Annotated in this window: 11 protein-coding genes and 1 pseudogene; 9 read left to right on the top strand and 3 right to left on the bottom strand. The window is 63.7% G+C overall.

Translation table 11 applies throughout. The annotated features are described in order from the left end of the window. Nucleotides 1–417 precede the first annotated feature (417 nt). The 6 genes and pseudogenes from B0G80_RS40405 to araD all read left to right on the top strand — a co-directional run bounded on the left by B0G80_RS40405 (nt 418) and on the right by araD (nt 7,556). A pseudogene (locus B0G80_RS40405) lies at nt 418–1,358 on the top strand (SMP-30/gluconolactonase/LRE family protein). A gap of 239 nt (nt 1,359–1,597) precedes the next feature. Then, complete coding sequence (locus B0G80_RS40410; protein WP_116123148.1) at nt 1,598–2,767, top strand: extracellular solute-binding protein; 1,170 nt, start codon at nt 1,598–1,600, stop codon at nt 2,765–2,767. An 89-nt stretch (nt 2,768–2,856) separates the two neighbouring features. After that, complete coding sequence (locus B0G80_RS40415; protein ID WP_116123149.1) at nt 2,857–3,936, top strand: ABC transporter ATP-binding protein; 1,080 nt, start codon at nt 2,857–2,859, stop codon at nt 3,934–3,936. Beyond that, nucleotides 3,933–4,811, top strand: coding sequence for an ABC transporter permease (locus tag B0G80_RS40420; RefSeq protein ID WP_116123150.1), 879 nt, complete (start codon nt 3,933–3,935; stop codon nt 4,809–4,811). Before B0G80_RS40415 ends, B0G80_RS40420 begins: the two co-directional genes overlap by 4 nt. Beyond that, nucleotides 4,811–5,749: an ABC transporter permease gene (locus B0G80_RS40425; RefSeq protein ID WP_116123151.1), complete on the top strand. Its 939-nt coding sequence runs from the start codon at nt 4,811–4,813 to the stop codon at nt 5,747–5,749. The genes B0G80_RS40420 and B0G80_RS40425 overlap by 1 nt, the downstream gene beginning before the upstream one ends. Before the next feature lie 46 nt (nt 5,750–5,795). Beyond that, nucleotides 5,796–7,556 (top strand): L-arabinonate dehydratase, encoded by a 1,761-nt coding sequence (gene araD / locus B0G80_RS40430; RefSeq protein ID WP_116123928.1) that lies wholly within the window; start codon nt 5,796–5,798, stop codon nt 7,554–7,556. Nucleotides 7,557–7,659: 103 nt separating this feature from the next. Here araD and B0G80_RS40435 read toward each other — a convergent pair whose 3' ends face one another. Together B0G80_RS40435 and B0G80_RS40440 are read right to left on the bottom strand one after the other, a co-directional pair. Next, complete coding sequence (locus B0G80_RS40435) at nt 7,660–8,265, bottom strand: short chain dehydrogenase (protein WP_116123152.1); 606 nt, start codon at nt 8,263–8,265, stop codon at nt 7,660–7,662. Between the two features lie 216 nt (nt 8,266–8,481). Further along, on the bottom strand, nt 8,482–8,934 hold the full coding sequence (locus B0G80_RS40440; protein WP_116123929.1) for a DUF3005 domain-containing protein: 453 nt from the start codon (nt 8,932–8,934) through the stop codon (nt 8,482–8,484). 324 nt (nt 8,935–9,258) lie between these two features. Here B0G80_RS40440 and B0G80_RS40445 point away from each other — a divergent pair, with 324 nt between their 5' ends. The 3 genes from B0G80_RS40445 to B0G80_RS40455 all read left to right on the top strand — a co-directional run bounded on the left by B0G80_RS40445 (nt 9,259) and on the right by B0G80_RS40455 (nt 11,512). Then, entirely contained in the window at nt 9,259–9,492 is a 234-nt protein-coding gene (locus B0G80_RS40445) for a hypothetical protein (RefSeq protein ID WP_116123153.1), read from the top strand. Between the two features lie 128 nt (nt 9,493–9,620). Continuing rightward, nucleotides 9,621–10,547 (top strand): serine O-acetyltransferase EpsC, encoded by a 927-nt coding sequence (epsC, locus tag B0G80_RS40450; protein WP_106276820.1) that lies wholly within the window; start codon nt 9,621–9,623, stop codon nt 10,545–10,547. A gap of 143 nt (nt 10,548–10,690) precedes the next feature. Beyond that, a complete protein-coding gene (locus tag B0G80_RS40455; RefSeq protein WP_116123154.1) occupies nt 10,691–11,512 on the top strand; it encodes an AraC family transcriptional regulator in 822 nt (273 codons plus the stop codon). A 3-nt stretch (nt 11,513–11,515) separates the two neighbouring features. Here B0G80_RS40455 and B0G80_RS40460 read toward each other — a convergent pair whose 3' ends face one another. Beyond that, nucleotides 11,516–12,031: a metal-dependent hydrolase gene (locus B0G80_RS40460; protein WP_116123155.1), complete on the bottom strand. Its 516-nt coding sequence runs from the start codon at nt 12,029–12,031 to the stop codon at nt 11,516–11,518. Nucleotides 12,032–12,048: the final 17 nt, after the last annotated feature.

The raw sequence follows: 12,048 nt of genomic DNA on the forward strand, positions 1-12,048 counted from the left end.
GGAGATTCGCCAGACCGAACTCGTCACCAGGTTGTTTGACAACATTTTCAGCCCAGCGCTACCGCTCGTGCATCTGCGCAAATTCGGTCGCGCCGCATGAACCGCCGCCTCGGGAGCATCGCGCCGCGCATGGTCACCGCCTTGCTGCGAGCGGTCAAAACCTGTGGTCGCGAGACGGCGCAACGTCTTTACGACACCTTCTTGCCGCTCGAAACTTGCGCGACGACATCTCCCTGACTCCCGTGCTCCACAACGCCGTGACGTTTCCAGGATCGCCGACACCAGGCCGATTTTGCCGTTGCTCAGTTCGACGCCGCCCGAGCATCGTGCGAAGATCGAGCACGCCGCGCGGGTGCTGCTCGCGTTGCAGCATGAATTCGCGCAAGCCAACCCTACCTTGAGCCTTGAACCGCCAGCATGAACGACAACAGCCGACGCTATCCCGATCCCTCCATCCGCGTGCTCGATCCGCGCTTCAAACCGTTGATCCTGGCTTCCGCGTCCGTCGAGTGCCTGTATCAGGGCGCGCGCTGGTCCGAGGGCCCGGTCTGGTTCGGCGACGGCCGCTATCTGCTGTGGAGCGACATTCCGAACGACCGCATCCGGCGTTGGGATGAACCAAGTGGCACGGTGTCGACCTTTCGCCAGTCGTCGAACAATGCCAACGGCCACACGCGCGACCGTCAGGGCCGTCTCGTCAGCTGCGAGCATCTGACGCGCCGTGTCACGCGCACCGAATACGACGGCTCGATCACCGTGCTCGCCGACCGTTATCGCGGCAAGCGCTTCAATTCGCCGAACGACGTCGTCGTGAAATCGGACGGCTCGATCTGGTTCAGCGATCCGACCTTCGGCATCGACAGTTTCTATGAGGGCGAGCGGCAGGAGTCGGAATTGCCGGCGTGCGTGTACCGCATCGACGGCCAATCCGGCGAAGTCACCGTCGTTGCCGACGACGTGCTCGGCCCCAACGGTCTGGCGTTCTCGCCGGACGAGTCGGTGTTGTATATCGTCGAATCGCGCGGCGAGCCACGCCGCAAAATCCGTGCGTTCGACGTCGACAACAACGGCGGCGCGCTGTCGAACAACCGCGTGCTGATCGACGCCGGTCCGGGCACGCCGGACGGCTTTCGCGTCGACGTCCACGGCAATCTGTGGTGCGCTGGGGCATGGGCACCGACGAGCTCGACGGCGTGCGCGTCTTCACGTCGCAAGGCGAGCCGCTCGGCCACATTGCGCTGCCGGAGCGCTGCGCGAATGTATGCTTCGGCGGGCGGCATCGCAACCGGCTGTTCATGGCGGCAAGCCACGGACTTTATTCGCTCTACGTGAACACGCAAGGCGTGCAAGGCGGCTAGTTGCCTGACAAGTCGTCGTCAGAGTTCGTGCTCGGCTTCGGGTTTGCCCTCGGATGGAGCGCGCAAGCCATTGAGCGGCAAGGATTCATCAGGAAAACCGCGGTTTTCGGGGGCCGGTTGCCGCCACGAGTATTGGCTTGACATCAGCTGTCCCGCTTCGCTATGTTCCATTGGTAGAAAGACACCGCCAGCAGCGCATTCGACCGGCGGATTTCCATACCAAGAAGCGAGGAGACGCAATGACTGTTTCAGACAGGTTGGCGCTCAGGCTGGTGTCCGTATGTCTCGCGGCGAGCGCCGCTTTCGCATCCGCCGCGCACGCTGCCGACCCGGTCACGCTCAATATCGTCGACGTGGCCGGCGACCTTCAACTCACGCAAAAAGGCTTCGAGGCCTTCAAGGCGAAGTATCCAAACCTCGTCGCCAATCTCACCTTCACGAATGCGCCTGCGCCGCAACTGCCCGGCAAGATCAAGGCGATGCAGGCCGCGGGCCGCTCCGATATCGATCTCGTGCTGACCGGCACCGACGCGCTCGCCGCGGGCATCGAACAGGGTTTATGGATGAAGTTGATGCCCGAGAACGCGGCGGCGTTCCCCGGCGTGCTCGACAAATACGCGCCGGGTCCGCGCAAGATGCAGGATCTCGCGCAAGGCTACGGGCTCGAAGTGGCGTATATGCCTGCCGGCCCGCTGCTCGAATACAACCCCGCCAAGGTCAGCGACCCGCCGAAGACGCCCGAACAATTGCTGCAATGGTGCAAGGCGCACCCGGACAAACTGATCTATGCGCGGCCGGCGAATTCCGGTCCGGGCCGCACGTTCCTGATGGGCTTGCCGTACGTGCTCGGCGACAAGGATCCGCAGGATCCAATTCACGGCTGGGACAAGACGTGGGCCTTTCTGAAGCAACTGAACGATTGCATTCCTTACTATCCGGGCGGCACCTCGGCGGTGATGAAGGAGCTCGGCGAAGGCACGCGCGACATGACCGTCACCGTGACGGGCTGGGACATCAATCCGCGCGCGCTCGGTATTGTGCCGGCCGAATTCCGCGTGCAGGCGTTCGACAACATGACGTGGGTGAACGACGCGCACTACATGGTGATTCCGAAAGGCGTGCCGAAGGAAAAGCTCGACGTGCTCTACAAGCTGATGAACTTCATGCTCGAGCCGGCGCAGCAGGCCATGACCTATGACGACGGTTATTTCTATCCCGGCCCGGCGATCAAGGGCGTGAGCGTCGAGCAGGCGCCCGCGCACAGCCAGGACGTGCTGAAGAAATACGGCCGGCCGGAGTACGCGAAGCTGCTGGCCGAGCGTCCGCACGTATTGCCGCTGAATGCCGCGGCGATGGTCGCGGCTTTCAAGAAATGGGACACCGAGGTCGGGGCGCAGAAGACCAAGTAGCCTCCGCACCGGCCATGCACGCACGCAAGCCGTCTCGATCCCCACGTGATCGATGACGGCGCACGCATCGCGCGTATCAGGAAATCGCCATGAAGCATCACTTTGAGCAGTTGCGGCTCGACTCGGTGAGCCGCAGTTTCACGAATGCGGAAGGCCAGGCGATCGCGGCACTGCGGGGACTCGATCTGACCATCCAGCGTGGCGAGTTCATCGCGTTGCTGGGGCCGTCGGGTTGCGGCAAATCGACGGCGCTCAATTGCATCGCCGGATTGCAGCCGTTGAGCAGCGGCGGCATCTGGCTCGACGACAAACGCATCGACGTGCTTCCGCCGGAGAAGCGCGGCTTCGGCATGGTGTTTCAGAACTACGCGCTGTTTCCGCATATGAGCGTGCTCGACAACGTCGGCTTTGGTTTGAAGATGCGCGGCATCGGCAAGAGCGAAGCTGTGCGCCGGGTGCGCGAAGCGTTGCAACTCGTGCAACTCGTCGGGCACGAGCGCAAACTGCCTGGACAACTGTCCGGGGGCCAGCAGCAACGTGTCGCGATTGCGCGCGCGATCGTGATCGAGCCGCCGCTGATCCTGATGGACGAACCGCTGTCGAATCTCGACACCAAGCTGCGCATCGAAATGCGCGCGGAGATTCGTCGCATCCACAGCCAGCTCGAACGCGCGACGCTTTACGTGACGCACGATCAGGACGAGGCGCTGTCCATGGCCGATCGCATCGTCGTGATGAGGGAGGGCGTGGTGCAGCAGGTCGCCACGCCGAAAGAGGTCTATACGCGGCCGCAGAATCTGCACGTCGCGCGCTTCATGGGCTATCGCAACGTGGCCGAGTTCGAACTCGAAGGCACGCAAGGCGAAGGCGTGCTGGTGAGCGCGAACGGTGTGCGTCTGCTTGGCACGCCAATGGCCGGCTTCAACAGCAAACGCGTGAGCGTCGCGCTGCGTCCCGAGGATATGGAGCGCGCCGTGCCCGGCGCGGAGAATGCCTTCGATGCGTTGGTGACGACCGTCGAATACGGCGGCCGCGATTCGCTGCTGCGCGTGAAGACGGCGTTCGGCGATATCTGGGCGCGCGTCGGCGGAGAATTCGAAGAGGGCGAGCGAATCAGCTTGCGGGTGCCGCCGTCGCGCACGCTCGTCTACGACGCGGAGACGGCATGAACACGCCCACGCTGTCGCCGCCGCTCGCGCCGCGCGACGCCAAGGCGTGGCTCGTCGCGCCGGCGTTGCTGTTCATCGTCGCGTTGTTCATCTATCCGTTCGCGTACGGCCTGGTGCTGTCGTTCCGGCCGATGAACGGCGGTGGCCTCTGGGCCAACTATCTGGCCTTTTTCACCGACACGTCGATGTGGCCGACGATCTTCGTCACGCTCAAGCTCTCGGTGCCGGCCACGCTGATCAACGTCGGTGTCTCTGTGCCGGTGGCGTTCGCGCTGCGCCGCTACTCGCGCTATCAGAAGTTCGTCACGACGCTGCTGGTGATTCCCGTGACCCTCGGCACCGTGTTGATCGCCGACGGCATGCTCACGTACTTCGGCCCGAACGGCTGGTTTCCGCAGGCGCTCCACGGCCTGCATCTCTATACGCGCGAAGTGCGCCTCACGCATAACTTCTGGGGCGTGCTGATTTCACTGATCGTGTCGGGCTTTCCGTTTGCGTTTCTGTTGACGCTGTCGTACGTGACCGGTATCGACCCGACGCTCGCGGCCGCGGCCGCGACGCTCGGCGCGAGTCCGTGGCAGCAGTTTCGCCGCATCTATCTGCCGCTGCTGGTTCCGGGGTTGACGATGGCGGCGTGTCTGTCGTTCGTGCAGGCGTTTTCGGTATTTCCGTCGGCGGTGCTGCTCGGCGCGCCAGCCGGGCCGACGCGCGTGATGTCGATCGCCGCCGCCGAAGCCGCGTTCGAAAGTTACGACTATTCGCTGGCGTCCGCGATCGCGATGGTGATGGGCTTCGTGCAGTTGCTGGTGGTTGCCGCGCTGCTCGGCGCGCGCCGCTTCTTCTACAGCGGTCCGGCCACCGGAGGCAAAGGCTGATGACGACCGATCATCGCGCGGCGCAGCCTTCGTGGTCCGCGTCGGCATCAAAGGATCACGACGACGGTGCGCGCGAGCCGGATAAGCGCACCGGTCACACCCGGCAGCGCACCAGCGTGCCAGGTCGCGTCTGGAGCGTGCTGGTGTGGGGCGCGATGGTGTTCTTCCTCGTCAACGTGGTGCTGCTGATCGCGACCGTGGCGGTCAATTCGGTGGCGACGCGCTGGTTCGGCACCTTGTTGCCGCAAGGCTTCACGCTGCATTGGTATGCGCAGGCGTGGAGCGACTTCCAGTTGGCGAGCGTGTTGTGGGTGACCGTCGAGGTAGTCGGCGCAGTCGTGCTGCTGTCGGTGCTGCTCGGCGTACCGGCGGCGTATGCGCTCGCGCGTGTGCAATTTCCGGGCAAGCACATCGCGATGCTGGTCTTTTTGTTGCCGCTGATGGTGCCGCCCGTCACCTACGGCATTCCCATGGCGACGGTGATGTACAAGGTCGGTCTGGCCGGCACGCTGAGCGGCGTGATTCTGGCCAACCTGGTCCCGGCGCTGCCGTTCGTGATTCTCGTGATGACGCCCTTCATCGAACAGATCGATCCGAATCTCGAATCGGCGGCACGTATTTTCGGCGCCAACACGTTCCGCTATTTCCGCTATGTGCTGCTGCCGCTGCTCGTGCCCGGCATGCTGGCGGCGGGCTTGCTGGTGCTGGTGCGCACCATCGGCATGTTCGAGCTGACTTTTTTCACAGCGGGTCCCGCGACGCAAACGCTCGTGGTCGCGCTGTACTACGCTGTATTTTCAACCGGCGTGCGCGCGCCGCAATCGATCGATGCGATGGCGATGATCTACATGGCGATCACGCTGATCTGGGTGCTGATCGCACTGCAATTCGTGAGCCCGACGCAGATCGTGTCGCGCGTGAAGGAACAGAAGCGCTGAACGAAGTCCCCTTCGGGATACGGCGAAAGACATCGTGGAGCTGACGTTGACGAAGAGAAAGAAACCTGAAGAACTGCGCAGCCATCGCTGGTACGGCGTGAACGATCTGCGCTCGTTCGGCCACCGTTCGCGCACCGCGCAAATGGGCTACGACCGCGAGGAATATGCCGGCAAACCGGTCATCGCGATTCTCAACACCTGGAGCGAGATCAACGCGTGCCACACGCACTTCAAGCAGCGCGTGGAGGAAGTAAAGCGCGGCATCTGGCAGGCCGGCGGCTTTCCGGTCGAACTGCCGGTGCAGACGCTTTCCGAGCCGTTCCAGAAGCCCACCACGATGCTGTATCGCAACTTCCTCGCCATGGAAGCCGAAGAAACGCTGCGATCCTATCCTGCCGACGGCGTCGTGCTGATGGGCGGCTGCGACAAGACCACGCCCGCGTTACTGATGGGCGCGATCTCGATGGACCTGCCGGCGATCTTTCTGCCCGCCGGCCCGATGCTGCGCGGGAACTGGAACGGCACGACGCTCGGCTCCGGTTCCGACGTCTGGAAGTACTGGGCGGAGTTGCGCGCGGGCACGATCACGCAGGACGACTGGCAAGGCCTCGAAGGCGGCATTGCGCGCTCGCCGGGGCACTGCATGACCATGGGCACTGCGTCGACCATGACGAGCGCGGCTGAAGCGCTCGGCTTCACGCTGCCCGGTTTCGCGTCGATTCCCGCGGCGGATTCCCGTCATGCGCAGATGGCGGCGAAAACCGGCATGCGCATCGTCGAGATGGTGTGGGAGGACCTCAAGCCCTCCGATCTGCTCACCACGGGTTCTGTCGACAACGCCGTGACCACGTGCCTCGCGCTGTCCGGTTCGACCAACGCGATCGTGCACATGATCGCGCTTGCGCGCCGCGCCGGCATCGAGTTGACGCTCGATCGCTACGACGACATCTCGCGCCACACGCCGGTGCTGGCGAACGTTCGTCCGACCGGTGCGTATCTGATGGAGGACTTTTTCTATGCGGGTGGGTTGCGGGCCTTGCTCGCCGAATTAGGCGAGTTGATCGACCGTTCGCAGAAAACCGTCAACGGCCGCACGCTCGGTGAGAATCTGGAAGGCGCGGAAATTTTCAACGACGACGTGATCCGCCGGCGCGACAAGCCGCTGCTGCCCAATAGCGGACTCGCGGTGCTACGCGGCAATATCGCGCCCGACGGTGCAGTGATCAAACCCGGCGCCGCCGAACCGCATCTGCTCGTGCACACCGGCCGCGCGGTAGTGTTCAAGGACTATAACGACATGGCCGCGCGCATCGACGACGAGACGCTCGACATCGACGAGAACAGTGTAATCGTGCTTCAGCACGCGGGACCGGTCGGCGCCCCGGGGATGCCTGAATGGGGGCAATTACCCATCCCGCGAAAACTGCTGCAGAAAGGCGTGCGCGATATGGTGCGCATATCGGATGCGCGGATGAGCGGGACGAGTTACGGCGCGTGCGTGCTGCATGTCGCGCCGGAGTCGTTCATTGGCGGGCCGCTTGCGTTAGTGGAGAGCGGCGACATGATCGAGCTCGACGTGCCGCAACGCAAACTCAACCTGCTGGTGACGGATGATGAACTCGCGCGTCGCAAGGCCGCGTGGGTCAAGCCGGCGCCGCGCTTCACGCGCGGCTACGGCGCGATGCATCAGGTGCATGTGATGCAGGCGAATCAAGGCTGCGATTTCGATTTTCTGCAACGCGGCGGCGCGCAAGCGGCCCCGGATGCGGACGCCGCGAACAACACGGGCGAGCCGGAGATTCACTGAATCGACGAGGGGCCGCTTGGAGCGTGAAACGGCCGCTGCGGAGCGGCGCCAACGCGCAGAGAAGGCGCGATGCGGCTCAAGCGCATCGCGTGAATCCTTCATTTCAATAGCCGACGCGATACACGCGGCCCGTCTGCGCGCCTTCCACGCTGCGCAGATAAGCCATCGCCGCGCGCTGCGCCGTCACCGGCTCGAAGCCGCGGAAGTAGGGCGCATAAGCGTCCATCGCTTCGGTGAGCACGGTCGGGCTCACCAGGTTGATGCGAATGCCGCGCGGCAATTCGATCGCCGCGCCGCGCACGAAACCTTCGAGTGCCAGATTGACGGTAGTCGCGCTCGCGCCTTGCAGAATCGGTTCGTCAGCGAGGATGCCGCTTGTCAGCGTAAACGAGCCGCCATCGTTCACATATTGCTGACCCGCGAGCACCACGTTGATCTGGCCCATCAGCTTGTCGCGCAGGCCGACCCAGAACTGTTCGACGCTCATCTCGGGCAGCGGACCGAAATGCACCTTGCCGGTCGCAGTGACAACGCCGTCCACTTTGCCGATCTCGTGAAAGAGCCGCTCGACGCTTGCCGGGTCGGTGCTGTCGACGTGGTATTGCCCGCGCGTCGCGCCCACTTCGATCACTTCATGGCGCGCTTTCAGTTCCGCGCTCACCGCCTGGCCCAGCGTGCCGGTGGCGCCGATCACGACGATCTTTTTCATCTGCTGCTCCGTTGAAGGTTGACGTGCAGTCGATTCTGCCGATGTTTGGCAGAGGGAAACAGCCTCGTCCACGCGCAGGTCCTGCAACCCTGAGTTTCTAATCGAAGTAAAAGCGCGCACCGCGAATCAAACGGTGCGCGCTTCGCAATACACGGATTAATTAGGGTCCGCGCGAGAATTCAAACGCGCAGGCAAATGTGAAGACTGCGCGAATGTTTATTTCACCCGATGTAATTCGATCAGCCTGGTAGGGCGCAAATGATTAAGGGCGTAATGAATGCGGCCGCGGTCCTGCCGGCTGCCGACAGGCCGCGGATCGTCGTATAGATGATCCGCCGAATACGCGCCCTGCGGCGCGACCATGCCTTTGTCGATCACCGTGTAGCCCGGTTCGAGCGCGAGCAGCAGATGATTGCCGCCAACCCGGCTGTCGAAGCCGGCCATGCCGTCGAGCGACTCGGGCACGCTGTTCGTGAGGGTCGCATTGCTGGTGGTGATTTCGTCGGGCGAGATGGGGCTGTGACCCGCTATGCGTGCGGCTTCGAGGTTTTTGCCGTCGGTGTCGACGGTGCTGTCGTGGGTGCGGTCGTTGTGCAATTCCGCGGTGTTCTTGCGGCTCGTGGCCGCCGGTTGTGTCGCGGTTGCTGGCTTGTTGATATCGCTGTTCATCATGCATTCTCCTTTGAAGAGGACATGGTGTGACATGCAGCAAAACCCGTTCCGCCTCGCGCAAACCCTGATTCACCTGCTTTCATTGCGCTTTGTCCGCGGTTGCATGGCGCGGTGGCGAGTGAGGTATTCGGCTGGCGATTGCGTCCGCGATTCTTTTCGATTTTTTTAATGGACGCGTATTTTCTACAGAGTATGATCTTACTCCGACGAGCGAAGCGCGGTTAAATTGGAAGACATTCGGTCCGGCTATATCTTGATGGCCGGCAGCACCGTCTGCGCGCCACTCAAAACATTTTACGGGGCCGTCAGGGCGGGTGACACATGCACTTCGATGCTGCATTCACACATCGCGGCTATTTGCTAAATTGCGCACCCGCGCGCGCGAGCGATGGCACTTGGCAACCTTACGTAGTCATCTCCCGTTCGAGCGACGGCGAACTGGTCGCCAATCGTTTTTTTCCCACCGAATTGCGCTTTCGCGAGGAAGCGGCCGCCATCGCCCATGCGCGCGATTGGGCGGTGCGCTGGATCGACGCGAGCAGCGTGACCATCTGAGCACGCCTCCCGGCGGGTCATGGCGCGTAGGCTCCGCCGTCGAGCAGGGCTGCACGAGCCGCGGCAAAACGCGGTAATCTCTCGGCATAATCACTTCGAACCGTGCACCCGCGCGGCGCTGTCCTTTTATGCCTAACGTGCCTACCCAGAACTGGGGCCTCGAACAGATCGTCGCGGACTTGCGCGCGTCGCGTGAACAACTCCATCGCACGCGGCATCCGCTCGGCATTCGCGAGTTGCCGTCGCGCGAAGCGGTGATCAACATCGTCGCCGGACTGCGCGCGGCGCTGTTTCCCACGCATTACGGCGCGCCCGATCTGACCGACGAGACCGTCGACTATTACGTCGGCCATACGCTTGAAAGCACGCTGCGGCTGCTCGCGGAACAGATTCGCCGCGCCCTGCGTTTTTTGCCGGAGTTCGGCGAAACACCGGACGCCGATTTGCAGGCGCGCGCGTTCGGCATCGCGCGTGAATTCGGCACGCAATTGCCGGGCATCCGCGCATTGCTGGTCAGCGACATTCAGGCGGCTTTCACCGGCGATCCGGCCGCGCAGCACATCACCGAAATCCTGCTTTGCTATCCGGGCGTGTGGGCGATGACGCATCATCGCCTCGCACATGCGCTGCATCGCCTGGGTGTGCCGTTGCTGGCGCGTTTCATCAACGAGATCGCGCACTCGGCAACCGGCATCGACATTCACCCGGGCGCGACGATCGGGCCGAGCTTCTTTATCGACCATGGCACGGGTGTCGTGATCGGCGAGACGGCGATCATCGGCGAACGCGTGCGCGTGTATCAGGCCGTGACGCTTGGCGCGAAGAGTTTCGCCGCGGACCTCGACGGCACGCTCGTCAAGGGCAACGCGCGCCATCCGATCGTCGAGGACGACGTCGTGATCTATGCCGGTGCGACGATTCTCGGGCGCGTGACGATCGGCCGCGGCTCGGTGATCGGCGGCAACGTGTGGCTCACGCACAGCGTGCCGCCGGGCAGCAGTGTGTCGCAAGGCAAGATCCGCGAGGGCGAGCGGTCCGACGAGGGGCGGCAGTGATACGCGGCCTGGGTCGCGCGTGGCCGCGTGTCCTCATGCAAAGGCGAGCGTGCCGACAACTGGCGGCGGTGATGCACGACCCGGCTTGCGAACCGTCGCGTGTGCCGATGCGCGAACGTCTTTTTAGCTGCTAAAGGATGACCATGCCGCGCGGCCGCGTCCATATGCCTCGCTGCGCGATTGGCGGCGTCGAAGCCACGGTGGCCGAGACGGCGCATGCGTTTCCGCGTCACTCGCACGACCGTTTCGGCGTCGGCGTGATCGTCAGCGGCGGGCATCGGTCGGCGAGCGGACGTGGGCTCGTTGAAGCGCGGGCCAACGACGCGATCATGGTCAATCCCGGAGAAGTGCACGACGGCAGTCCGCTCGACGAACGCGGGCGCGCGTGGCGCATGTTGTATTTCGAACCGTCGATGCTCGTCACGGCCGCAAGCGAGCTGACCGGCGCCGCGGCGCGCGAGCTCGAACTCACGCAGCCGGTCGCGCACGATCCTTTGCTGAAGCGTCTGTTCGAGCGGCTGTTCGTTGTCGCGGTGGAAGCGCCTATCGTGCCGGACGATCTGGCGCGCGAGGAGGCGTTGCTCGAACTGCTTGGGCACGTCGTGCGCGTTCATGCGACGCGGCCATCACGCTCCCGGTCGACTGATGCATCGGGTCCGATTGCGCGAGCAAAGGCACGCATCGACGACGACCCTTCTTCGCCACTCACGCTGGCCGATCTCGCCGCCGACACCGGCATGAGCCGTTTCCAGTTGTTGCGCGGTTTCGCGCATGAAATGGGTCTGCCGCCGCACGCGTACCGAATGCAGCGTCGCGTGGTGCTCGCCAGACAATGGATCGCGCGGGGCGCGACGCTTGCCGATGCGGCTGCCGCGGCGGGCTTTGCCGATCAGAGTCATATGACGCGCGCGTTCGTGCGCCTGCTCGGCGTAACGCCCGCCAACTACGCGGCTGCGCTGCGCTGAGGTTCAGCCGATCCGCAAATGCTGGAGCAAGGCCGCGCCGTGCACGCCATGCAACCAGACGTGCTGCCCGATAAACCACGCCGCCGCCCACGAAGCCGCCACCACGATCAGATCGCAGTGGCCGCTATTCCAGAGATTCAACGAGTGCCGCCCGGCAATCCATGGCAGGCCTAATGGATTCGGCCAATCGGCGAACAGATGCATCAGGCCTCCGCAGGCGAATCCGAACGCCGGCGCGGCATAGAGCGAATGCCCAAGCCAGTGATACGACACCGCGAGCAACGCGAGCCATCCCACGCCCCAATGCGTCAGCGTGCGATGCGTGATCCACAGACGCCGCGCGCGCGACCACCACGCGACTTCCAGCCAGTCCGGTGCCGTACTGCCGATCACGCCGGTGATGAAACTCAACACCACGCCGACATGAAATGAACCGCCGCCGCCGATGCGCGCGACGATCGCCGCCGCGATGACGCCGGCCGCAAAACCGGTGGCGTGATGTGCTTTGCTGGATGCCATCGCAACTTACGGCAGAG

The sequence above is a fragment of the Paraburkholderia sp. BL6669N2 genome (assembly GCF_003387275.1).
In the GTDB taxonomy this organism is placed as follows: Bacteria; Pseudomonadota; Gammaproteobacteria; order Burkholderiales; family Burkholderiaceae; genus Paraburkholderia.